This window comes from Chlorogloeopsis sp. ULAP02, from assembly GCF_038404745.2.
Classification (GTDB): Bacteria; Cyanobacteriota; Cyanobacteriia; order Cyanobacteriales; family Nostocaceae; genus Chlorogloeopsis.
Genome location: NZ_JAYKTT020000001.1, coordinates 371020 through 394396, shown reverse-complemented (window position 1 = coordinate 394396; position 23377 = coordinate 371020). Strand labels below are relative to the sequence as shown.

Genomic DNA, 23377 nt, shown 5'->3' with positions numbered 1-23377 from the left:
TCAGATAGGGCGCAGTCTATAATCTTACCGAAATTGAATATTATTATATTTACTTTACAAATTATGTAATTAATATTTTTTAGGTTATAACGAGGTTCATCAATCCCATAATTTCAATAAAAAAGAAGATTCTGTTTTATGAACAAAACAAACCATTTATGCATGGGAAAAACTGCACTCATTACCGGCGCATCTGGAGGGATTGGATATGAATTAGCTAAGTTATTTGCACTCGATGGCTATAATTTAGTATTAGTTGCTAGAAGTGAAGAAAAGTTAAAGAAAATTGCTAAGGAATTCACAGAAAAATCGGATATAAAAGTTGAAATTATTGTTAAGGATTTGTCTGTACCAACAACTCCAACAGAGATTTTTACAGAACTACAGCAAGCTGGAATCAAAGTTGATGTGCTAGTAAATAATGCTGGCTTTGGTTCCTATGGTTTCTTTCACGAAACTGACCTCAAATCAGAACTAGAATTGCTGCAAGTAAATGTGGTTAGCCTCACCCATTTAACTAAGTTATTTCTCAAGGATATGGTACAGCAAGGCTATGGCAAAGTCTTGAATGTTTCTTCTGGAGCTGCCTTTCAACCAGGGCCAATCATGGCGGTATATTATGCAACCAAAGCCTATGTTTTGTCCTTTTCAGAAGCGATCGCTAACGAATTAGAAGGTACGGGTGTAACCGTAACTGCATTGTGTCCGGGGCCGACAGAATCTAGTTTTCAACAAAGGGCTGCAATGGGACAAATTAAGCTGGTTGCTAGCCAGAAAAGTATGGATGCGGAAACTGTAGCCAAGATTGGCTATCACGGCTTGATGTCTAATAAAACTGTCGTGATTCCGGGCTTGAAAAACAAGTTACTTGCTGAAGCTGTGAGATTTATACCGAGAAAAATGGTAGTAAAAATCACGCGAAGTCTGAATAGTCAGTCATAACATTTAACTATCTTTACTTACAATGAATATATTTATCTGGCTGATTGTTATAGTTTTGTTGGTATTAGTGTTAGCGATCGCTTACTCAGCGCGGTTGGTAATTGCACCAAAGCGGCAACAACTGTGGACGAATCCTAAGCAAGAATTAGGGTTAAGTTATGAAGATGTGGAGTTCCCAGCTCTTGATGGGATACGTCTCAAAGGTTGGTTTGTTCCCGCAGCGTCAACTCCATCCGCCGTGGCGATAATTTTACATGGTTGGCCTTGGAATCGTATCGGTACTAAAGCTAACGATTTACTCGGAGACTTACCAGGAAGTAAGCCAGTTAACCTGTTTCCCCTAACCAAAGCATTACACGAGCAAAACTATAACGTGCTGATGTTTGACTTAAGCAATTTTGGTGAGAGTGCAGCTAGGATTCCTGTTACCTATGGCTTATTTGAAAAACGCGACTTGTTGGGAGCGATCCGCTATGTCAAAAGCCGTCCTGAAGTAGATCCGAATCGGATCGTCACTGTCGGGTTTTCGATGGGAGGAAACACCGTAGTATATACACTGCCCGAAACCACAGAGATTAAAGCTGCTGTCGCTGTTCAGCCCAATACCTCATCACTGTTCGGAGAACGCTATCGTACCGATAAATATGGTGCTATAGGTAAACTAATTAACATTCCCACTGAAATTCTTTATCGTTTCTTCGGCGCTCCCAAAACCGCTTATCTCCAACCCGTCTACGCCGCTTTTGGAGCGCGCAATACTCCTGTACTTTATGTCCAAGGAACAGGTGATAAATGGGGTAGTGTTGCTGATGTAGCCAGTATGGTAGCAGCCACGCCCAACGCTGTAGAACCCCTTTATCCTGAGACAAATCATCGTTTTGGTGCTTATCAATATGTAGTAGATTACCCAGAGCAGGTGCTAACTTTCTTTAAGGATTGTCTGGGTTAAACAAAATAGCGTTACTGAATGTAGAGACGCTATATATCGCGTCTCTACAAGCAAAGGGGTTTGGCATTACACAAAATTATTTTCACGCCATGAAATCAGCAACGCCTAATTTATAAAATTTGCGGACAAGAACCAAACTTTTCCAACAGTTCATTAACTATTTCTTGGTTTGCAGATTTCCAAATCTCGCTAATATGTGTCTGCAACCAGATAGAATTAACAGCTATATTCTGATGATATCTGCACGTTAAAACCCTGTCTTCGGGAGGTTCTACTTTTATAAGGTGAGCGAGATTGTCGCATTTTTCGGTTCCTCGTTCCCAGCCTGTGGGAGTAAGATGCCACTCAACCCATTCGCTGCGATGAGAGAGAATAACAGATTTGGTGAGCATATATTCCTCCTTTTTGAAAATAGCAATCTGCTTAAAAATTTTCGTTTGTGAGGGTAGAGCGATCGTACTTAACTCCAGTTCTAGATGCTCTGTAAGGACTCGATCCACCTAAACAGCAACACCGGACGTTGCCAACGGTCTTTCACCACTAAAGTATTAAATAGACGGTCTATTTGCTCTAGAACTGTTCAACCTCCAAATACCCTCGTGCCACGGAATAAGGTAGAGCCTCTACAAGATATCAGTTAATATTGAGTTCGTGTTATCTGCTGCCGCTCAACCATGCCGTTGACGGCACAGTCGCAAGCTAATCGGTGAAAGTTAAGGTTAGAGTATGTATACCAGGGTGTTATGGAAAAATGCAGTATAACATCTATGACGACATCGCGAAAGCTGCCCTTACCCAATATGGTATGGCTCAAGGACAGCGTTGTTTTTTAGGTCATAGTGAAAGCGTAACCTTCTGCATAAAGACACAAGCGGAAAAATTTCTTCTGCGTATTCATCGACCAGTATCTACGCTCCAAGGCGATGTATGGCAAAGACCACAGGTGATTGAGTCAGAACTTCTGTGGCTGGCTGCTTTGCGTAATGACACAGAGATTGTTGTACAGGAGCCAGTAAAAAATCTACAGGGTAGATGGCTCACTCAGGTTTTGGCAGATGAGACCGCAGAAGTGTTTTATTGTTCACTGCTGCATTGGATTGATGGCAACATTCTTAACGCACAACTAACTCCACAACAGGCTTACCAACTTGGTTTGTTACTAGCTCGATTGCATCAGCATAGTAGTCAGTGGCAACTGCCACAAAACTTTGTTCGCCCAGCCTACGATCGGAATCGACTGCAAGCAGCACTCTCGGCACTTTATCCAGCAGTATTACAAGAATTGATTTCAGCAGAAAATTACAAAACTCTCTCAGTAGCGGTTTGCCAAGTTCAAGGGATGATAGAAACACTAGCTCAGGAGCAAAATATCTGGGGGCTGATTCACGCTGACCTTCATGAAGGCAACTATCTATTGTACAACGATGAATTCTGTCCAATCGATTTCGCTCGTTGTGGCTTTGGATACTATCTTTACGATATTGCAAGTACGCTTCAATATTTACTTCCCACTGTCAGACCTTCCTTTTTTGAAGGCTATCAAGCTATCCGTAAGCTCCCTGAAAACTACTTACAGATTACAGAAGGTTTCTTTATCATGGCGCTGATTGAAGTGCTTTCTTTTCATGTTCATAATCCACTTGAGCATAAGTGGATTTCGGAAAGCGTGCCGTATATCGTTAAAGAACACATCCATCTGTATCTTGAGGGCGAGCCATTTTTATTTGATAAATACTAAGGTAGCCAGTGGTCTTCACGGTACAACAACTTCATAGCAGCGAAAAGACTCTGTATGTTCGCTGTATATTTCCCCCAAAGACTTACTTGCTCTACCTCCTGCTATTTTTTAGTTTCGCCGCACTCACATCAGTTAAGTAATGATAACTCACTCCGAGATTCTACGAGATTATAAGTATAATTAGGTGCTTTAGAGTAAAGTAAATTATTAAAATAGTGCTTTAATATCGATATTTCTTAACACAATCTCCGCATCTTCGGTATTCGCTAAACAGTCTTGCCTAAGTGCGCAGCTTGTGATAAGAACATTACACATTCCACCCACTAGACTGAAAGGTAGAACAAAGTAGAATTGAGTCCGTAAAGTAAATTTCCCAAAAGCTTAATTAGGAGCATACATGGAGCCAATCATTGCTATAGTCTTAGTGCTTATAGGTTATGCCTTAGGATCTGCAAAACTTGTTAATCAAGGAAATGAAGCTCTTGTGGAACGTTTGGGACGGTATCATCGCAAACTTAGACCAGGGCTAAATTTTATTGTGCCTTTGGTAGATCAAATTGTGATGGAAGATACTACGCGGGAGCAAGTTTTAGATATCAAACCGCAAAATGTAATCACTAAAGATAATATCTATTTGGAAGTAGATGCAGTGGTGTACTGGCGCATTGTTGATATAGAGAGAAGCTTTTATCAAATTGATGATTTACAACAAGGGCTGAACAATCTGGCTACAACCACACTCCGGGAAGTTATCGCCCAGAATACTTTGGAAGAAACTAATGCCTCTAGGGCAGAGATGAATAAAGCCTTATTGGATGAATTGAATCAGACTACAACAACATGGGGAATTAATGTTCTGCGAGTAGACATTCAGCGGATTACTCCGCCCGAAAGTGTGCGCAAATCTATGGAAGAACAACGAGCAGCAGAAATTAAAAGCCGTGCTGCTATTTTAGAAGCAGAAGGAGAACGACAAGCCGCAATAAAAAAAGCTGAAGGAACTAAGACTTCCATGCAGATTATTGCTGAAGCATTGCGCACTAGCCCTGAAAGCAAGGAAATTCTGCGCTATCTCGTTGCTCAAGACTATATTAATGCTAGCTACAGATTAGGTGAAAGCGAAAACGCCAAAGTTGTCTTTGTAGATCCAGGCAAAAGTGGTGATTTGATGAAAGAGGTGATTGCTGAGGCAGCAACTAAAGAGAATGGCAACGGCAAGCCATCTGAGCATGGTTCTACTTAATCCGACAACTAAAGTGGTGAGGACTGTCGGAAAATTGCATCTGCAACCAAGCAGACATCTCGCATTTCTTGAACATCATGAACTCGGAGAATATCCGCCCCTGTAAAGATAGCAGCACAACACGCCGCTGCCGTCCCCCATACTCGTGCTTTTGGATCTGGTTGATCTAAAATGCGACCAATAAAACTTTTACGGGATGGCCCTACTAAAATCGGACAGTTGAGTTTTCGCAATTCTGGCAAGCGGCGAAAAATTTCTAAATTCTGCTCGTAGTTCTTGGCAAAGCCGATGCCTGGATCGATAATGATTTTCTCTGAATCAATACCCGCAGCAGTAGCTGTTGCAATTTGTCGAGCCAAAAAATTAGAAATTTCCTCCATCAAATTTTGATAGTCTGTCATCTTTTGCATTGACTGCGGGTTACCACGGATATGCATAATAATAATTGGCACTTTTAAATGTGCTACAGTTGGTAACATTTCGGCATCAAATGTGCCTCCAGATATATCATTAACTATATCTGCTCCCGCTTGGATAGCAGCTTGTGCTACCTCAGATCGCGTTGTGTCTACAGAAATTGGTAAAGTGATTTTTTGACGCAGTAGTTGTAATACTGGTAAAACGCGCTCTAGTTCTTCAGTAACAGTAATCTGCTTTGCCCCTGGTCGTGTCGATTGACCGCCTACATCAATAATATCCGCTCCAGCAGCTTGCAGTGCTTGTGCTTGGGCTAGAGCAGCAGCAGTAGAGTTAAATTCGCCACCATCACTGAAACTATCAGGTGTAATATTCAAAACACCCATCAAATAAGTTCGCTGTCCCCATTCAAAGGTGCGATCGCGAATTTTTAAATAGCTTGGTTTTGGCATGGCAAAATTTTTAGGATTAGAAAAACCACTAAGACTCAAAGGAAACATCAATGATGTTGAGCCTTTTTGCCTTTGTGCCTTAATGGTTACAATTTTTGGCAATCTACTGATAATTCACAATCCGGGCGAAACTATCAGGCTCAAGGCTTGCTCCTCCCACCAAAACGCCATCAATTTCTGGTTGAGCCATGATTTCATCAATATTATTTGGCTTTACTGAACCGCCATATTGAATTGTTACCGCGGGGTTTTTTAATTGGCTGCGAATTAAACCGATGACTCGATTGGCTTCGGTGGTTTCACAAGTTTCACCGGTGCCGATCGCCCAAATTGGTTCATAGGCAATTACCAAATTACTTTGATCCACATCTACTAAATCTTTTTCCAACTGGCTAGTAATCAGTGCTTCCGTTTCTCCAGCATCTCGTTGTTGTTTAGTTTCACCTACACACAGAATCGGGATTAAACCATTCCTTTGAGCTGCTTTCAAACGCCAGTTAACGGTTTGATCCGTTTCTCCAAAATATTGTCGCCTTTCGCTATGACCGACAACTACATAACGCACGCCAATTTCTTGCAACATCAGTCCGGAAATCTCACCCGTGTAGGCTCCACTATCTTCCCAATGGACATTTTGCGCCCCTAGTTGTACGCGGCTACCGTGCAAACTTTTGGACAAAATGTTTAAATCAGTGAAAGGAACACACAACACAACTTCTCGCTCTTGTGGGGTTTCTTCTAAAGTAGGCAGAAATCCCGTTAAAAATTCTTGGGATTCTGCCTGGGTTTTGAACATTTTCCAGTTTCCAGCAATTACTATTTTTCGCACAGGTGATTTTGTCAAGTCAGTACTATACTTAATGCATTTTTCACTCTAGATCATTTTGGACACCTGTTTATAATTGGTCATTGGTCATTTGTCATTAGTTATTAGTTGTTTTCCCCATCTCTGTCTCCTTGTCCCCGCGTCTTTGCGTCTCGGTGTCCCCTTATCCCCTCTCCCCTCTCCCAATTTGTTGCTAAAAATTACTAGGATTGAAAAGGACATTAATCTCAAACTTTAACAACCAAAATCTTAAATTCAAATTTGTTATGACTTCGACATTGCCCCTACCAGATCCCGATCAAAGTGCTGCATCCAAAACGGATGTAAATTCCCTAAATTGGGAGAAGGAATTGGATAATGCCATTTTCAGCTTTGAAGACATTCAGGCGGAACTGAACTACAAACAGGCACAAACAGCACTGCGAAATTTGGTAGCAAGTTTTGACCTCACTCCTGAAGAAGAAGCAGGGCTAGAGATAGAAATCGGCGATTTAGAAACCATGTTGGGCAAGTTAGACCGCATGGTAGTACAAATTGCTGCTTTTGGTATGGTAGGGCGGGGCAAGTCTTCTCTGTTGAATGCTTTAGTAGGGCAAACAGTGTTTGAAACGGGGCCATTGCACGGTGTTACCCGCACTGCCCAGCGAGTGAATTGGACTATCACTGAGGAAGCCGTTGGCGAAACAGAACGCGCCTTAAGAGTTACTTTACCTGGAGTTGGTCACTCGCAAGTAGAATTGATTGATACTCCGGGGTTAGACGAAGTTGATGGTGAAACTCGTGCTGCTTTGGCAGAGCAAGTAGCAAAACAAGCAGATTTAATTTTGTTTGTTATTGCCGGCGATATGACAAAAGTCGAACACGAAGCCCTTTCTCAACTACGGGAAGCGGGTAAACCAATATTGCTCGTGTTTAACAAAGTCGATCAGTATCCAGAAGCCGATCGCATGGCAATTTATCAAAAAATTCGGGATGAGCGGGTGCGAGAGTTACTTTCTCCTGATGAAATTGTGATGGCAGCAGCATCACCGCTAGTCAAGACAGTAGTTTATCGTGCTGATGGTACTAGAGGCTTGCAAATGCGTCAGGGTAAAGCCCAAATGGAGGAACTGAAGCTGAAAATTTTGGAGATTCTCCACCGTGAAGGAAAAGCCCTAGTCGCTTTGAACACCATGCTCTATGCTGACAACGTGAATGAGCAATTGGTGCAGCGCAAGTTGGCAATTCGGGAGAATGCTGCCAATCAGTTGATTTGGAAGGCAGTAATGACTAAAGCTTGTGCGATCGCTCTCAATCCGCTCACTGTCGTCGATATTCTCAGTGGTGCAGTAATTGATGTTGTTTTAATTCTGGGTTTATCTAAACTCTACGGTATTCCCATGACAGAAACAGGTGCTGTCAAATTGCTTCAAAAAATCGCTCTCGGTATGGGCGGTATTAGTGCCAGCGAACTTTTAGCAAATTTGGGTTTAAGTTCTCTGAAAACTTTACTTGGCATCTCTGCACCAGCAACTGGAGGTGCCTCACTTGCTCCCTATCTGTCGGTGGCGCTAACACAAGCGGCAGTAAGTGGTGTTTCTTGTTATGGAATTGGACAAGTAACCAAAGCCTATTTAGCTAATGGAGCAACTTGGGGGCCAGAAGGGCCAAAAGCAGTTATTAATAAAATATTGGCGACATTAGATGAAAATTCGATTCTTAACCGAATTAAAGATGAATTACGAACAAAAATCAAGAGAATTTAGATGTTTTATTGTAGGGTTTGATATTGATAAAATCTGTATTAAATAGGACTTACGCAAAATCCCTCTAAAATCCTCTTGACTCCGTGTTCACAGCGTACTCTGTGGTTTACTATTCCATAACTCGTGCGTAAGTTTTTCTAACTTAGACCAAATTGGCATAGGGAGTCTTGTTTCAAAATTCTGGACTAGCCTATTAATCAATGGTTTTAATCCAAAATCCACGCATTGGTGTGAGCTAGACTTTTATTAGTTGCTTTTTAGTTAAACACATAGCAATGCCTTTTTCATAGTAAGCTGCTTCATTAATAAAAATTGGATAATATGTAGATTTTCCTTGATAAAAAATTTCTTTCTCGTCAAAAGTTAGAAACACCGGCTCACCAGGATTAAGAGATTCGTAATCTCGAAAATGAAGCTGGGGGTGAATCATTGCCTGAATCTCTCCCTTTTGATTTCTGGGGTAGTCGATAGTTTCGACATATTCAAAAAGGGTAAATGTGCTGTTATTGAGTAGAATTAAACCTTGATTATATGCTTCCAAATAATCTAAAATTATATAAATAAGTTGCTCTGTTTTCTGAAACAAATCTGCATTTAGTACTCCCTGAGCTACAGGGCCAACTTCAATTACAAAGCCAAATTTGCACAAAGACCTAAGAAAAGAACTCTCTTGATCAAGTTGTGGACAACAAATCTTAACTAGGGGGTTTATAGAACAAAGATAAGCTGCTAATTGCATCATGAATGGATGCTGAGTATCCAGAATTATACTCAACCCCATATTTGCAGTTGTAGAGTGCAAATCCACAATTATATCTACCTGAGATTGACCTTTCGGCCCTAGTATTTGGTTGATAGTTTTTGCTCGAATATCCTCATAGCTGGAAAGACTTGAATTTTGCAAATCTTGATTGAGAAAACAACGGTTCAAATCTTTATCTATGTAACGTCTATTTTTCTCAAAGGCTTGGGGATTGGCTAATAAAGTTAAAGTTTCAAAACTGGAGCGCTGAATTAGCTGGGGATATTCCTCAAATTTCTTAATCAAATATACCCCTGTTAATTCATTTCCGTGGGTTCCACCAACGATCGCCACTCGATTGATTTGATTCATAATAGTAATTCCTTTGTGGCAATAGAGAGTTGAGTTACCTATTGCCTATTACCTGCTGGTGATTGAATTTCGTCTTTCACTCTAGTCATTTTTTAGCACTTTGACCAGTTCTTTTAATTTAGTTGTGCAAAATAAATTATCTATTTAGGCAAGGAAATAGGGAACGGGAAACTCTTAACAGGGAAAAGTAAAGGAATACAGCCATTTCAGTCTGGTTGAAAAACGGCTAAATATTTATGCATAGGTACTTGATTGGTATCTCGAAAAAGTTATTCACGATTTAGAGCGCGATCGGCGTTGAAAATAAAAATAGGGGCGCACTGCTCTTGCGTCCCTACTGAGGTTATAGTGTTGAAGTTATTTGAGAATTAGAAGTTTAGCTTCTGTTTTTGAAAGAATCCAGCCATTCTCTAACCTGCTGGTTGGCGATATCGCGAGTACCCAAACCAAAAGAAAGAGCAATAGCAATAGCGATCGCACCTAGTAGCAATCCAAAGGCTAAATTGACAATATCGGGAGCGACACCGATTTGTTGTAATGCCATTGCCGAAACCAAGATAATAATGGCAACTCGCGTGATTTGTCCTAAAATTCTGGCTTGGGCATTACCGGAGCTGGTAATAATGCTAAACGCAAGATTCGCGAGGAACAAACCAATCGCAAATACTATCAATCCAGCCAAAATCCGCCCCAGAACAACGACAATACCTGTCACCAGTACAGTCAGCGCTGGAATATTGAGAATATTCACCGCTGCCACAGTTGCAAACAGCATAATACCAACTAAGACGACAATACCCGCAATTTCTGAAGGAGTACGAGTAGTTGCAGTCGGTGCTGTTGGTTCTTCTGCTGAAATAACAACTCTTCTGGTGGGTGATGGGAAACCCAAAATCGAGAAAATGTTATTAAAGCCTATACTTGTCAGAATACTGGTGACAAGATCCGCCAAAAACCGCCCCACAAAATAAGCAATAATTAAAATTGCTATGGCTGTAAAGATGGCAGGAAGTGCGTTGAGAATCTGCTGCAACATTGCGATCGCTGGTACCGAAATCGCTTCAATGCGTAAGGTATTCAATGCCGCGATCGCTACAGGAATCAAAATCAAGACATAGACAATCGTACCAATAATTGAGGAAAGAGATTGCCCTGTAGCAGTGCGCGAAAGTCCAAATCGACTTCCTAAATTGTCGATTCCTGTTGTTGCCAGCAAATTTGTCACAATGCGCCGTACTATATTCGCCACAAACCAGCCGGCTACTGCAATTAGTACCGCTCCCAGGATGTTTGGTAAAATTGCAATAATCTCTGTTACTAGTGCTTCTACTGGACGTAATGCTTGTTGCAATCCCAAAGTATCTAGAATTGGGATCAGAAATAGTAAAAATATGAACCAATACAGGGCATTACCAAGTGTGTCAGAAAGAGGCAATTGATTCTGCCTGACTGTTGCATCAGCATCCTGCGGTGGTGGATTTAAACGTTCATCTACTCTTAATGCCCGCAATCCACGTATTGTGATTAGCTTGACTAAACTAGCTATTAACCAAGCAACTGCCAAAAAGATTGCTGCACCTACCAACCTTGGCAAGAAATCGCCAATTTGGTTGAGGAAAGCATTGAGCGGCTGAGATGCTACTCTCAACTCCAGTGTGTCTAAAACAGCAACAATTGTTAAGAGCAGAATACCCCAAAATACAACACTGGAGATTACACCTTCCACTTTGGGAAGTTCTCTGCCATCTTCACGCCCCATGATCCCAGCCGCAATTCGGTTGTCTAGCCGTGTGCGATTGAGAAGACTTCGTGTTACCGCAGCTGCGATCGCCGCAATTAACCAACCAATTAATAAAATTAATACCGCCCCCAACAAACGAGGCAGAAATGCAGTCACTTGTTGGAAAGTGTTCTGCACATAAGCGTTTATTCTGGCATCTTGCTGTGGTGGTAATGTTGGTACTTGTGCTAAAAAAGTCTCTCCCCTAATCCACAAACCAGATCCCATCACTTGGGTTATACTTTGCCAATTTATATTCATGGTTTTTGGTATTAAAGTTCAGTTGTCTCGCAAAAAAACACTGTAATGTTTTTGGAGTATAAGGCTACACACAGTTAAAATACTAGTGTTTTGCCTTTATAATTTACCAGTAAATTTAACAACGAATGATATTGAGGCTTGTTTTTTTCTTTATTTTTATTTATCAGTTCATTTTTCTGAGAAATGCTCAAAATATCTTTTTATTACAATATAAATTTTTACTTTTATGAACGTTAGAAATGCTACACTGATAAATTAAAATTTATTTTTGCCTAGACTTTTTCACAAAGCTTATTTTGGGTTAGTCTAAAGTGCAGATATAAGAGCAAAATATGCAAATTATCTGCTATGCAAGTTTTTGAGCAATCAATTGATATTAATGCTCCAGCAACAGTAGTGGAAGACTGTATAACTGATCGCGTTCTGATGCACCGTTGGTTGAATCCAGCATTGCGTTGTGAACCTGTGGGCGAATGGAATACTGATGTTGGCAGTAAAAGTCGCTTTATAATTCAAGTACCCGTCATTCAACCTACTTTGAATAGTACAGTTGCAGAAAGACAACCTGGATTGGTAGTTTGGGAATTTGAGGGTTTTTTTCATGGACGTGATCGCTGGGAATGTCAACCAATAGACAAGAAAACACGTTTACTGAACCGTTTTGAATTTGAGATTCCCAATCCGATCGTAAGCTGGGGTTTTAAAACCTTTGCCGAACACTGGACAAAACAAGATATGCAAGCTCAACTACGCCGCCTCAAACGTGTAGCAGAAGAGATACAACAGGGGTTATGAGGGAGCAGGGCGAGAGGAAGAGATGAGGGAGATAGGGAAGATGGGGAAGAATTTACTCTTATTACTTCCTCATCTCCCTCACCTACCTTAACTCCCTCAAATGCTTGTCCTAATTACCTTCTGCCTCCTGCCCTCTGCCATTTGCCTTTCTTCAATACCTACCAAGTTTAGTCAGCAGCCTTTTAATAATATAAGCGTCTTGGGCTTCTGGAGTTATATCTAGGTAGCTTTCTAAGTCGTTCGCTGCTTGAGAAAATCGTCCGAGTTGGTAGCACAAAAGTCCGCGATCGCGTAATTCTAAAGCCAAGTCAGGAAACAGTAGTAAAATCCTCTCCACTATTGCTAAAGCTTTTTCCAATTCTTGTTGGCTTAAATAAATATATTTGAGATTAGTCAGCATTCTGGCTAAAAATTGCCTTTTTGTCACTGCTGCTAGAAACTCTGGTTGGATTGACACAGGATACTGATACATTTGAGCCAGTTTTTCCTGACAGTCTTGGGGAAACATAATTTCCCCATCATTGAAGGCATCTACAAAAATCTCCATTTCGGGAATGTCAGGACGGATGAGAAAATGTCCGGGCATCCCTATTCCTACCATCGGGAAATCAATTCTTCGAGCAACTTCTATGTATAACAATGCCAGAGAAATAGGAATCCCTAAGCGCCGATCAATCACATCATTTAAAAAGCTATTACGGGTATCGTAGTAATCTGTTTTATTACCAGCAAATCTCAAGTCTTGGTAGATATACTGATTAATACTTTGAATTATTCGCAGCGGATAGCGTTGTGGTGGCAATCGTTCTTCTAACTCTGCTGCCATTGTATCAAGAGCATTGAGATATTCTTCGACATCAAGGTTGGGGTATTCTTCTTGAGCAATATATAAAGCTGCCTTTGCTAAATCAATATACTCATCAGGCTGCTGGATTTCTTGGTAAAAATATTGCCGCGCTGAGGAGTTATCCATAAGTACACTTTGATTATAAGTTAGCAGATTTTATTTGTGATAGTACAGTTATGTTTACGTTTAACTATTAATAATACTAGCAAGATTAGCAAGTGCAGTTTACGCGGAAATTTTGATTTATTGTCTCTATCTAAGGTATGAAAATTAACTAGCACACTATCCAGCAAAGACTTTTGATGATAACTTGAGTCTGAGCTTACTTCAACCTTTGCGAAACAACATCAAAAAAACTTTGAAATTACTACTCTTCTAAAAGAGAATCACTTTTGATGAAACGTTTTTGTAAAGCAACAACAACAGCGCTGTGGCGATCGCCTACTCCCAATTTATGCAAAATCGCATGCACATGCACTCGAACTGTTCCAGGTGTAATGTAAAGTGCGAGGGCAATTTCTCGGTTAGTTTTTCCTGCTACCAACAATGACAAAATTTCTTGTTCGCGTTGGGTGAGTGGATTGGAGGAATTTAAGATATTTTCTGAGTCAAGTTGTGCAGAATCAGATCCAAAAGTAGAACGAATTTCTTTGGTTGCAGTCTCATCCCACCAAGATGCTCCAGCAGCAACAGAACGGAGTGCTAACACCAATTTTTCTGCCGCTACTCCTTTGAGACAATAACCTTGAGCGCCTACTGCAATTAACCTTTTAATTAAAGGTTTTTGGGAATGGGAAGTCAAGACTAGAACTGGTAAGTGGGGATTTTGCTGCTTAATTTGTTTACAAGCCTCAATACCCCCAATTCCTGGTAATCCTACATCTAACAGCACTACATCGAAAGGATTTTGATTAACTAACTCAATAGCTGTTTCACCATCTTCGGCTTCAGCAATAATTTCTAACTCTGTTTCTTGTTGTAATCGCACGCGTAAGCCTAAGCGGAAGAGTTCATCATCCTCAACTAAGAGAATTTTGATGGGGGTAGATGGCATCTCACACGGTAAGAGAGGATTGACATGGGTAAGCCGGAAGCTTGAAAGCAAACATTGCACCGACAGGCACTCTATTCTCTGCCCACATTATACCGCCGTGGGCTTCCAGAATTTGCCGAGACAGGTAAAGTCCTAATCCAGAACCTTTGGCTTGGCGATCGCTATGTCCTTGATAAAATCGTTCAAATAAATGGCGAAATTGTTCGGGCTGAATACCTGCACCTGTATCCAAAATTTTCACCACTTGATAGGAATCTTGCGGTTCTAACACCACTTCAACACGCTCACCACGCCGGGAATGGTTGATAGCATTAACTAGGAGATTGCTAAAAACTCGTTGAAGTTGTAGTGCATCACCCTGAACCCAAAGTGATCGCCGCCAATTAGACTCACCATAGTTAACTGAAAGATAAACGCGACGGTTAGCTGCTAAATCGCTGAGAGTAGCTGCTGCTTCCTCTGCCACGATAGTTAAATCTACAGGTGCTAAGTTGAGTTTTAAGCCTTCAGTATCATTGCGATAGATATCTAGCAAAGTTTCTAGTAATTGTAGGGAAGTTTGATGACTGCGTACCATTGTGGCTAAAACTTTTTGTTGTGTTGGTGAAACAGCACCAAATTTTTCTTCCTCAAAGGCTTTGAGAGTTTCAATTGCTCCTAGCAGAGGAGTTTTCAAATCATGGGTGAGAGTAGAAGCAAAGTCTTCGCGAACTCTGGATAATTCCTCTTGGGCTGCCAATTTAGCACGGGTGAGGGCGATCGCGTCTTGGGAACGTTGCAGGCGATCGCTCAACACACCAGTAACAATCAACGCCATCGCTGCGATCGCTCTACTGGCAATTGTGGAAGCCTTCATCACTTCGCCTACTGGTATTACAAGATTCAACATGGTTAAAAACACGGCTGCAAGGGTGGCTTGAAAAGTTGCACGCCTCCCCAACCAAGAGTTTGCCAACAAAATAGGCCCCGTGTATAGATATCCAAACACGTACTCAGTTGGCGTAGAGAACTCTAGTGTGATCACAACTATAAATAAACCAGCAATGAGCCAAAATTTGCCTAAAGGAGATTCTTTATTAGGTAATCTAGCTTTGAAATTAACCATTTAGAATGTAATGCTTATCAAGCATTCTTTTAAATAAAAAATGCATATATATCTTATGTATTTTACCTGATTAGTAATTTTCCAAAACGTGTTTATCTAAAAATAAACGCTTGCATATATCTCACTTAAACATACTAAACACTTGATATAAATAAATAAACGCTGTTTTATATCCTTCTACTGCTTGTCTTAGTTTATCCAATCATTAACAATATAAATTGTTACAAACTAGAAGGTATTGATTTCTTCTACTCAACAAAAAAATGCGTTTATGGCATTAGGTTTAATAAGTGTAAAAATTTGGGGTAATAGCTGCCATTGTGGCAAAGCATTAACAAGCTTAAATTTACCGAATGAATGTGTAATTATCGGCGTTGTTAGAGATACCCAAGTCATCTTAGTAAATGCAGAGCCTATTATTTGCAATGGCGATTATATATTGGCTGTTGCTTTAAATCCAGCCTTAGTTCCTATGCTCAAAGTTGCCTTAAATAAAAGGTATTCAAGTCACTTCTTCTCACAAGATTATTTCACCCAAAGTTGAACAATACTAGTTCAGGAGCTTTTCTAATTCATGCTACAAGGATGGATACAAATTGCTATCACACTACTCATCTTCATAGCAACAACCCCCTTACTAGGCAAATATATCGCTCATGTTTTTCTCGGAGAAAAAACATTCCTTGATTTCATAATTAATCCCATAGATAAAGTTATTTATGCTTTTAGTGGTATTCGTCCTCAAGAACAAATGACAGGTTGGCAGTATACCAAAGCAGTGATGTATAGCAACCTAGTTATGGGGATTTTAGTTTATTTAATCTTGATGTTTCAGGGAGAGCTACCATTTAATCCTACTAATTTAAGTGCTCCTAGTTGGGATCTGGCACTACATACCACTATTTCTTTTGTCACCAACACTAACCAACAACACTACTCTGGGGAGACAACCTTTAGCTATGCCAGTCAAACCTTCGCCTTGGGTTTTTTAATGTTTACCTCGGCAGCAACTGGTTTAGCAGTGGGTATTGCTTTTATTCGTGGTTTAACGGGTAGACCATTAGGTAACTTTTACAACGATTTGATTAGGTCAATCACGCGAATTTTGCTACCTATATCTGTGATTGGGGGATTATTGTTGATTTTGGCAGGTGTACCAGAAACATTATCAGGCCCAGCAACAGCTACTACTTTAGAGGGTACAACTCAAGCAATAGCGCGTGGGCCAGTTGCCCACTTTGAGATGATCAAAGAATTAGGAGAAAACGGCGGTGGCTTTTTTGGGATTAACTCAGCCCATCCTTACGAAAATCCCAACGGCTTCTCTAACTTATTAGAAATGTGGGCAATGATGTCCATTCCCTCGGCATTTATTTATACCTATGGCGTGTTTGCTAACAACCATAAACAAGCATGGTTAGTGTTTTGGATGATTTTTATCATTTTTGTCTTTTTAGTAGGTATTACTGCGGTAGGTGAATTTCAAGGCAATCCCCTTGTTAATTCTCTTTTAGGGGGACAGCAACCCAACCTAGAAGGCAAAGAAGTGCGATTTGGCTGGGCGCAAACAGCACTATGGGCAGTTATGACTACAGCAACCATGTGTGGTGCTGTGAATGGAATGCACGATTCCTTAATGCCGACTGGGGGATTTGCCACTCTGTTTAATATGTTCTTACAAATAATTTGGGGAGGTCAAGGAACTGGTACAGCTTATCTGTTCATCTACTTAATTTTGGCAATATTTCTCACCGGCTTAATGGTAGGGAGAACTCCAGAATTTTTAGGACGCAAAATCGAGAAAAAAGAAATCATCTTAGCCAGCGTCATCTTATTAGTTCACCCCTTCGCTATTCTTATCCCCTGGGCAATAGTCTTTGGCTTTCCCGATCGCCTCTCAGGCATTACTAACCCTGGTTTTCATGGAGTTTCGCAGGTAGTTTACGAATACGCTTCCGCCGCTGCCAACAATGGTTCTGGTTTTGAAGGATTAAGTGATAACACCCTGTGGTGGAACCTCAGCACCAGTGTCAGCATTTTGGCAGGGCGTTATATCCCCATTATTGCCCTACTACTGCTAGCAGATAGTATGTCCCGCAAGCAACCTGTTCCTGTCACTTCAGGCACATTAAGAACTGATACCAGACTGTTCACAGGAGTGACAAGTGGCGTGATTTTGATTCTTGGTGCGCTCACATTCTTCCCTGTACTTGTTTTGGGGCCTTTGGCAGAAGCTTTTCTGATTGCCAGAGGTGGATAAGTGGTTAGGCAAAATTGAAGTTACGGGTGGATATCAGGGAACAGCTTAAAGAATGTGTAATTAATTTTGTTGAAGTAACAACCAATGACACGATCTACCAAACCACGTCAAGAACGCAAACATACACCAAAAGTCAAACAATCTGGACTCTACAGGCGTGCGTTTCAACAAGCATTCATCAAATTGCACCCGCGTCATATGCTCAAAAATCCGGTAATGTTTGTCGTCTGGTTAGGCACAATCATTACAGCATTAGTGACGATCGCACCAGATCTATTTGGCCCAGCTCCGGGTGATAATCTGAGACTATTCAATGGTCTAATTACCTTAATTCTGTTCTTAACCGTTCTATTTGCTAACTTTGCCGAAGCTGTAGCCGAAGGACGAGGTAAAGCTCAAGCAGATGCTTTGCGATCGGCAAAATCCGAAGCCAAAGCCAAAAAACTCCTTGCTGATGGTTCCATTCAAGAAGTTAGCTCTACAGCATTAAGACGTGGCGATCAAATTAAAGTAATTGCTGGTGATATTATCCCCGCTGATGGTGAAGTGATTAAAGGTATTGCCTCTGTAGATGAATCTGCAATCACAGGAGAATCTGCACCAGTCTTGAAAGAACCGGGGACAGATATTGCTAGTTCCGTGACAGGAGGAACACGAATCATCTCCGATGAACTCACTATTCGCGTGACAACTGATCCAGGACAAGGCTTTCTCGACCGGATGATTAGCTTAGTAGAAGGAGCTTCCCGCAGTAAAACTCCCAATGAAATTGCTCTGACGGTTTTATTGGCAGTTCTGACTCAGGTATTTTTGGTTGTGATCGCAACTTTACCGACAGTATCAGTCTACGTAAACTCACCTGTCAGTATTGCTGTATTAATCGCCCTACTAGTCGCACTTATACCCACTACCATTGGCGGATTATTAAGTGCGATCGGTATTGCTGGGATGGATAGAGTTGCTCAGTTTAACGTCATTGCCACTTCCGGACGTGCTGTGGAAGCCTGCGGAGATGTAAACACCCTTGTATTAGATAAAACAGGGACAATTACTTTGGGCAACCGTATGGCAGAGGAATTCATCCCTGTTAACGGTCATTCTGTGGAAAAGGTGGCAAGAGTTGCTCTAGCATCGAGTGTATTTGACGAAACACCAGAAGGAAAATCCATCGTCAAACTAGCAGAAAAATTAGGAGCAAAATTAGATTTTGACCCCAACCAAGCAGAAGGTATCGAATTTTCTGCCAAAACGCGCATGAGTGGCACTGATTTACCCGACGGCGTGCAAATTCGTAAAGGTGCAGTAGATGCGATCAAAGGATTTGTGCGTTCGCGTAATGGACAATTAACACCTGAACTTGATGCCGCTTTTGAGAGAGTTTCGAGATTAGGTGGTACTCCCCTGGCACTGTGTCAAAACGAAATTATTTACGGTGTCATTTATCTCAAAGACATTATTAAACCGGGAATTCGAGAACGGTTTGATCAAATGCGGCGGATGGGAATTCAAACCATCATGTTAACAGGAGATAACCGCATTACTGCATCAGTGATTGCTCAAGAAGCAGGAGTTGATGATTTTAGAGCTGAAGCCACACCAGAAGACAAAATTGAGGTAATTCAAAAAGAACAAGCCCAAGGAAAGTTAGTAGCAATGACTGGAGATGGGACTAACGATGCTCCGGCATTGGCACAGGCAAATGTCGGCGTAGCGATGAATTCTGGTACACAAGCGGCGAAGGAAGCAGCTAATATGGTAGATCTGGATTCCGATCCCACCAAGTTAATTGATATTGTCACCATTGGTAAACAACTACTGATTACCCGTGGCGCACTGACTACCTTTTCCATCGCCAACGATGTCGCTAAGTATTTCGCCATTATTCCTGCCATCTTTGCTGGTATTGGTGTTGGTAGCCTCAATATTATGGGTTTAGCCAGCGCCCAATCTGCTGTTTTATCAGCCTTAATATACAACGCCTTGATTATTCCCGCACTCATTCCCTTAGCACTAACTGGCGTCAAGTTTCGCCCACTGACAGCAGATCAACTTTTGCAACGCAATATTTTTATCTATGGATTGGGTGGTGTCATTGCTCCCTTTATTGCCATCAAAGTTATTGACGTTTTCATTGCAGCCATAGGACTAGCATAATCAAATACTCCGCGCCCCTCTGCGTTTACCTTAGCGCCCCTCTGCGTTTCAATCATGAAAAACTTATCGATTTCTCTCTTCCTCACACTTATCCTCAACGTATTTTTAGCACAAGCCGTATATGCAGCCACCCCTGAGGAAATATCACGCACTACGTCTTATGCCATTGCTCTTTTAGGACTAGTAACTGTAAATGTCTGCATCTATTTATTTGTGGTCATTTTTCAACCGGAGAAATTTTGATGAGTCAGATACGCCAACTCAATAAAGCTGTTCGTTCCACCTTGGCTCTGTGGTTATTAACAGCATTAATTTATCCTTTGTTTATGTTAATTTGCGGACAGATCGTATTACCTTTTCAGGCTAACGGCAGCCTAATCACCAACAATCAAGGCACAGTCATCGGTTCAGCATTAATTGGTCAACCCTTTAATAGCGATCGCTATTTCTGGAGTCGCCCTAGCACTGTTGACTATAGCACTAGCCCAGAAGTCGCTACCACAGGTACGTCAGGAGCTAGCAACCTTGCACCCAGCAATCCCGAACTGATCGAACGTATTCAAAAGGAAATCACACGGCTACAAAAAGCTAATATTCAACCCACTGCTGATTTAGTTTATACATCTGGTTCTGGGTTAGATCTCCACATCAGTATTAATGCAGCCCAAGTACAAGTACAACGTGTTGCCTCTGTCCGCAGTATTAATCCAACTCAAATTCAATCTTTAATAACTAAAAATACTGATAACAGATTCCTGGGAATTTTTGGCGAACCTGGAGTTAACGTTCTCAAACTCAATTTGGCACTCGATGCTTTGCCGCCTAATCGTTAGCAACCAAGTCCTATTTATTGCCACCGAAAAATAAAAAAATCACAAAACGATTGTGGAACAATACGCCTTAGAACTTAGTCTAACTAACGAACAATAGCCATTAACTAATCAAAACTTCCTGCCCATAATTGTCAAACCTAGAGAGGATTTTTACAGCCGTAGACGAATACTAAATTAAATATTAAATATGTATTCAGTCGGAGAATCGTTACAGGATTTTGCCCAATCTAAGCATGAAGTATTCAAGAAACTCTAAAATCAATTTGGTTGTCTGTCTAAGTTTAACGGGACTTGTTGCCTGTAACACTACACCAGCAACACAGAACAACTCTAATAATGAAAATCAAGCAGCATCACCCGCAGTAAATACAACAACAGCTGCCCAAACTCAAGCCTGTAAATATATTCAAGATGGCTTTGGTTCCCAAGGACAGGTAAAAGTACGGGTTGAGGAGGTAGTTACAGGTTTGGAAGTTCCTTGGGGAATAGCTTTTCTGCCAGGGGGGGATATGCTAGTTACAGAACGCCCTGGTAGGGTGCGATTAGTAAGGAATGGAAAGCTGCAACAAGCTCCTGTAAATACTGTCAAAGTTACAGACTCTGGAGAAGGTGGATTGTTAGGGATTGCAGCTCATCCCGACTTTGCCAATAATCGATTTTTTTACCTGTACTATACAGTTGATAAAAATGGATCTCCAGTCAATCGTGTTGAGCGGTGGCGATTATCTACTGATGGAGTTAAGGCATCACGAGACCGAATTATTATCGATGATATACCCGCTGCTATTTACCATAATGGTGGTCGTCTGCGCTTTGGCCCGGATGGAATGCTATATATTGGTACTGGTGATGGGCGAGAGCCAAAATCCTCTCAAAATGTTAATAGTTTAGCTGGCAAGATTTTGCGCTTGACACCAGACGGACAAGTTCCTAAAGATAATCCATTTCCAAATAATCCTGCTTTCATTACAGGAATTCGCAACACTCAAGGATTTGATTGGCCTAATAATTCTACACTATGGGTGACGGATCACGGGCCTAGTGGCGATTTAGGAAGAACTGGTCACGATGAAGTGAGTGTCGCCAAAGCAGGCGATAATCTTGGTTGGCCTACTATATACGGTTGTAAATCACAACAAGGTATGGTTGTTCCCTCCCTCACTTGGCAACAAGCCGTACCTCCGGGTGGAGCGGCAATTTATACTGGGAATAGCATCCCTGAGTGGAAAGGAAACTTAATTATTGGTACTCTTGGTTCCAGACACCTGCATCGGGTTGTTTTCGATTCAGCAAACCCTGATCGCGTGCAACTACATGAGGTGTACTTTCAAAATCAATTCGGAAGGCTCCGAGATGTAGTAATGGGGCTAGATGGTGAATTGTACGTTACTACCAGTAACTGCGACGGTAGAGGAAGTTGTCCTCAGGGGGGAGACAAAATTCTCCGCGTCACTCGATAGATCTGTGGGTAGCCACTAGCTATTAAGTTAAGTGGACATAATCAAAATTAAATCTGCTTAGAAAGGAAGTTTCCCCTTCTGCCTCCTGCCTTTTACCTTCTTTGTTAAAAATTCTGTCCTGCAAAAATTGATCGCACCTCGCCGTTGCGGCGGATGATAGCTTCTCCGTTAGCGACATCAACTAGTGTCCAACCACTAGAGCCGATGCTTTCACCTATCTCAACTCGGCGAGTAATACCGTTCACTTTAAATAAAGCAGCAGATTTATTTCCTAGTTCCAACAATCCCTCTAAAGTATGTGATGAACCAGCAGGAGAAGAAATCACAGATGCTGCCTCTGGTGCTGTAGCTGTGGGTAGCTTTGGAGGTACTAACAATTTTGGTAGAGATGGTATTGCTGGTTGGGATGCTTGCTGCACAGGTATTGCTGCTGGGTTGACATCTACGGGTTTCAGTTTTGACTGTATACTTGCTAAAAGATCCGCAGGTTTAACTGGTTTATCCCCAGTATTCTGAGAGGAAGATGTGGTTGATTCAGCTGTGCTGGCAGTAGAGGGTAGTTGTGGTAAGGTTGTGGCAATGCCAGAAGTCGCTGAAGGTACGTAGCGCATCGGCAAGGGTGCTTGATAAACAGGAATGTATATTCGCTCCACAACGCTTGTCGAACGGTTAGGAATGGGAGGTGTATTGTTACCAGTCAAGACGGGTGGCAGATTGCCAGTTTGTTTCTCATTTCTAACGTATGGGAGGGTTGTATGATTGCTTGTCATTCTTGAAATGAGTGTATTGGCAGATGAAAGATAGTTGCTTCCATCTTGCCTATCTATTGCAGCTAATGCTTCCAATATGTAATTAGCAAAATCGGCTGCCACATCTTCTTTTGTATACACCAGTGGCTGCAATGGTGGCTGAGATATCTCTAAAGCTTGTCGGAAGGATTTTGATCGTAGACGGTTAAGTAGATTGGAGTTAGATATCCAGACAATGCCAGCGATCGCTAATCCTAAGGTTGCTAACAGTTGCAGCAATCTACTCCAGTGCTGTGATTGTTGAGGTTGTTGCTTGACTAATTTACCGACACCAGAAGTACTTACCACAAACGTACTTAATTGATTGTTTTGAGATTGGGGAGCTTTCTGTGCCGTTTGGGTAGATGATTCTGGTAAGGCAATTTGCGGCACACTCACTGTTTGTGCATGAGTATATGGAGGAAGCTTCTTAGATGGATTTACTTTTTGCAAAGGTAATTTCTTGCTACCATCTAGGATAGTATCTATCTCAGCAAAGAGATCGTCAATTAATCCATCAGCATAGGTTTCCATCGACCAAGGTTCGCTGGCGATTAATTCCTCAGATGGTTCTGGAATAATCAAGTTGGTGCTGATTTCTGAAGACATAGCGA

21 protein-coding genes are annotated in these 23377 nt (G+C 41.4%); 12 read left to right on the top strand and 9 right to left on the bottom strand.

Translation table 11 applies throughout. The features are described 5' to 3' along the window. Positions 1-138 precede the first annotated feature (138 nt). The gene (locus U2718_RS01650; RefSeq protein ID WP_341999629.1) at positions 139-942 is read left to right on the top strand and encodes an SDR family oxidoreductase; all 804 of its coding nucleotides are present in this window, start codon (positions 139-141) and stop codon (positions 940-942) included. 22 nt (positions 943-964) lie between these two features. Then, entirely contained in the window at positions 965-1891 is a 927-nt protein-coding gene (locus U2718_RS01645; RefSeq protein ID WP_341999627.1) for an alpha/beta hydrolase, read from the top strand. Positions 1892-2001: 110 nt separating this feature from the next. Here the strand turns inward: U2718_RS01645 and U2718_RS01640 are convergent, their stop codons facing one another. After that, complete coding sequence (locus U2718_RS01640; RefSeq protein WP_341999626.1) at positions 2002-2391, bottom strand: hypothetical protein; 390 nt, start codon at positions 2389-2391, stop codon at positions 2002-2004. A gap of 251 nt (positions 2392-2642) precedes the next feature. On the opposite strand from U2718_RS01640, the gene U2718_RS01635 reads away from it, so the two are divergent. After that, a complete protein-coding gene (locus tag U2718_RS01635) occupies positions 2643-3629 on the top strand; it encodes a phosphotransferase enzyme family protein (RefSeq protein WP_341999625.1) in 987 nt (328 codons plus the stop codon). Between the two features lie 397 nt (positions 3630-4026). Then, the gene (locus U2718_RS01630; RefSeq protein WP_341999624.1) at positions 4027-4872 is read left to right on the top strand and encodes an SPFH domain-containing protein; all 846 of its coding nucleotides are present in this window, start codon (positions 4027-4029) and stop codon (positions 4870-4872) included. An 8-nt stretch (positions 4873-4880) separates the two neighbouring features. On the opposite strand, the gene folP is transcribed toward U2718_RS01630, so the two are convergent. Both folP and tpiA read right to left on the bottom strand, forming a co-directional pair. After that, positions 4881-5741 carry a dihydropteroate synthase gene (folP, locus tag U2718_RS01625; protein ID WP_341999622.1) on the bottom strand — a complete coding sequence of 287 codons (861 nt, stop codon included), beginning with the start codon at positions 5739-5741 and terminating at the stop codon, positions 4881-4883. A gap of 103 nt (positions 5742-5844) precedes the next feature. Beyond that, positions 5845-6570: a triose-phosphate isomerase gene (tpiA, locus tag U2718_RS01620; RefSeq protein WP_341999841.1), complete on the bottom strand. Its 726-nt coding sequence runs from the start codon at positions 6568-6570 to the stop codon at positions 5845-5847. A gap of 263 nt (positions 6571-6833) precedes the next feature. Between tpiA and U2718_RS01615 the strand changes: the two genes are divergently transcribed. Further along, the gene (locus U2718_RS01615; RefSeq protein WP_341999620.1) at positions 6834-8312 is read left to right on the top strand and encodes a GTP-binding protein; all 1479 of its coding nucleotides are present in this window, start codon (positions 6834-6836) and stop codon (positions 8310-8312) included. A gap of 235 nt (positions 8313-8547) precedes the next feature. Here the strand turns inward: U2718_RS01615 and U2718_RS01610 are convergent, their stop codons facing one another. Next, positions 8548-9426 carry an aspartoacylase gene (locus U2718_RS01610; RefSeq protein ID WP_341999618.1) on the bottom strand — a complete coding sequence of 293 codons (879 nt, stop codon included), beginning with the start codon at positions 9424-9426 and terminating at the stop codon, positions 8548-8550. Between the two features lie 376 nt (positions 9427-9802). Next, entirely contained in the window at positions 9803-11467 is a 1665-nt protein-coding gene (locus tag U2718_RS01605) for a mechanosensitive ion channel (protein ID WP_341999616.1), read from the bottom strand. Positions 11468-11815: 348 nt separating this feature from the next. On the opposite strand from U2718_RS01605, the gene U2718_RS01600 reads away from it, so the two are divergent. Further along, a complete protein-coding gene (locus tag U2718_RS01600) occupies positions 11816-12262 on the top strand; it encodes an SRPBCC family protein (protein WP_341999613.1) in 447 nt (148 codons plus the stop codon). Positions 12263-12413: 151 nt separating this feature from the next. Here the strand turns inward: U2718_RS01600 and U2718_RS01595 are convergent, their stop codons facing one another. From U2718_RS01595 to U2718_RS01585, 3 genes are all read right to left on the bottom strand, one after another. Continuing rightward, a complete protein-coding gene (locus U2718_RS01595) occupies positions 12414-13235 on the bottom strand; it encodes a SirB1 family protein (protein ID WP_341999611.1) in 822 nt (273 codons plus the stop codon). Positions 13236-13476: 241 nt separating this feature from the next. Beyond that, on the bottom strand, positions 13477-14163 hold the full coding sequence (locus U2718_RS01590; protein ID WP_341999609.1) for a response regulator transcription factor: 687 nt from the start codon (positions 14161-14163) through the stop codon (positions 13477-13479). Position 14164: 1 nt separating this feature from the next. Continuing rightward, a complete protein-coding gene (locus U2718_RS01585; protein ID WP_341999607.1) occupies positions 14165-15268 on the bottom strand; it encodes a HAMP domain-containing sensor histidine kinase in 1104 nt (367 codons plus the stop codon). Positions 15269-15506: 238 nt separating this feature from the next. On the opposite strand from U2718_RS01585, the gene U2718_RS01580 reads away from it, so the two are divergent. The 6 genes from U2718_RS01580 to U2718_RS01555 all read left to right on the top strand — a co-directional run bounded on the left by U2718_RS01580 (position 15507) and on the right by U2718_RS01555 (position 21975). Beyond that, positions 15507-15812 (top strand): hypothetical protein, encoded by a 306-nt coding sequence (locus U2718_RS01580; RefSeq protein WP_341999605.1) that lies wholly within the window; start codon positions 15507-15509, stop codon positions 15810-15812. A gap of 30 nt (positions 15813-15842) precedes the next feature. Further along, positions 15843-17528 (top strand): potassium-transporting ATPase subunit KdpA, encoded by a 1686-nt coding sequence (kdpA, locus tag U2718_RS01575; RefSeq protein ID WP_341999602.1) that lies wholly within the window; start codon positions 15843-15845, stop codon positions 17526-17528. A gap of 84 nt (positions 17529-17612) precedes the next feature. Beyond that, positions 17613-19682 (top strand): potassium-transporting ATPase subunit KdpB, encoded by a 2070-nt coding sequence (gene kdpB / locus U2718_RS01570; protein WP_341999600.1) that lies wholly within the window; start codon positions 17613-17615, stop codon positions 19680-19682. A gap of 54 nt (positions 19683-19736) precedes the next feature. Then, positions 19737-19925, top strand: a complete 189-nt coding sequence (locus U2718_RS01565; protein ID WP_341999598.1) for a potassium-transporting ATPase subunit F — start codon at positions 19737-19739, stop codon at positions 19923-19925. Further along, a complete protein-coding gene (gene kdpC / locus U2718_RS01560) occupies positions 19925-20515 on the top strand; it encodes a K(+)-transporting ATPase subunit C (RefSeq protein ID WP_341999596.1) in 591 nt (196 codons plus the stop codon). The genes U2718_RS01565 and kdpC overlap by 1 nt, the downstream gene beginning before the upstream one ends. A 233-nt stretch (positions 20516-20748) precedes the next feature. Further along, entirely contained in the window at positions 20749-21975 is a 1227-nt protein-coding gene (locus U2718_RS01555) for a PQQ-dependent sugar dehydrogenase (protein ID WP_341999595.1), read from the top strand. Between the two features lie 104 nt (positions 21976-22079). Here the strand turns inward: U2718_RS01555 and U2718_RS01550 are convergent, their stop codons facing one another. Then, positions 22080-23372: a hypothetical protein gene (locus tag U2718_RS01550; protein ID WP_341999594.1), complete on the bottom strand. Its 1293-nt coding sequence runs from the start codon at positions 23370-23372 to the stop codon at positions 22080-22082. Positions 23373-23377 lie beyond the last annotated feature (5 nt).

Coding starts and splice junctions, on each gene's coding strand:
- U2718_RS01605 (WP_341999616.1), bottom strand. CDS start 11,467: ATGAATATAAATTGGCAAAGTATAACCCAAGTGATGGGATCTGGTTTG.
- U2718_RS01565 (WP_341999598.1), top strand. CDS start 19,737: ATGAAAAACTTATCGATTTCTCTCTTCCTCACACTTATCCTCAACGTA.
- folP (WP_341999622.1), bottom strand. CDS start 5,741: ATGCCAAAACCAAGCTATTTAAAAATTCGCGATCGCACCTTTGAATGG.
- U2718_RS01600 (WP_341999613.1), top strand. CDS start 11,816: ATGCAAGTTTTTGAGCAATCAATTGATATTAATGCTCCAGCAACAGTA.
- U2718_RS01630 (WP_341999624.1), top strand. CDS start 4,027: ATGGAGCCAATCATTGCTATAGTCTTAGTGCTTATAGGTTATGCCTTA.
- kdpC (WP_341999596.1), top strand. CDS start 19,925: ATGAGTCAGATACGCCAACTCAATAAAGCTGTTCGTTCCACCTTGGCT.
- U2718_RS01645 (WP_341999627.1), top strand. CDS start 965: ATGAATATATTTATCTGGCTGATTGTTATAGTTTTGTTGGTATTAGTG.
- U2718_RS01595 (WP_341999611.1), bottom strand. CDS start 13,235: ATGGATAACTCCTCAGCGCGGCAATATTTTTACCAAGAAATCCAGCAG.
- U2718_RS01650 (WP_341999629.1), top strand. CDS start 139: ATGAACAAAACAAACCATTTATGCATGGGAAAAACTGCACTCATTACC.
- U2718_RS01555 (WP_341999595.1), top strand. CDS start 20,749: ATGAAGTATTCAAGAAACTCTAAAATCAATTTGGTTGTCTGTCTAAGT.
- U2718_RS01590 (WP_341999609.1), bottom strand. CDS start 14,163: ATGCCATCTACCCCCATCAAAATTCTCTTAGTTGAGGATGATGAACTC.
- U2718_RS01585 (WP_341999607.1), bottom strand. CDS start 15,268: ATGGTTAATTTCAAAGCTAGATTACCTAATAAAGAATCTCCTTTAGGC.
- U2718_RS01610 (WP_341999618.1), bottom strand. CDS start 9,426: ATGAATCAAATCAATCGAGTGGCGATCGTTGGTGGAACCCACGGAAAT.
- U2718_RS01550 (WP_341999594.1), bottom strand. CDS start 23,372: ATGTCTTCAGAAATCAGCACCAACTTGATTATTCCAGAACCATCTGAG.
- U2718_RS01615 (WP_341999620.1), top strand. CDS start 6,834: ATGACTTCGACATTGCCCCTACCAGATCCCGATCAAAGTGCTGCATCC.
- kdpB (WP_341999600.1), top strand. CDS start 17,613: ATGACACGATCTACCAAACCACGTCAAGAACGCAAACATACACCAAAA.
- U2718_RS01635 (WP_341999625.1), top strand. CDS start 2,643: ATGCAGTATAACATCTATGACGACATCGCGAAAGCTGCCCTTACCCAA.
- kdpA (WP_341999602.1), top strand. CDS start 15,843: ATGCTACAAGGATGGATACAAATTGCTATCACACTACTCATCTTCATA.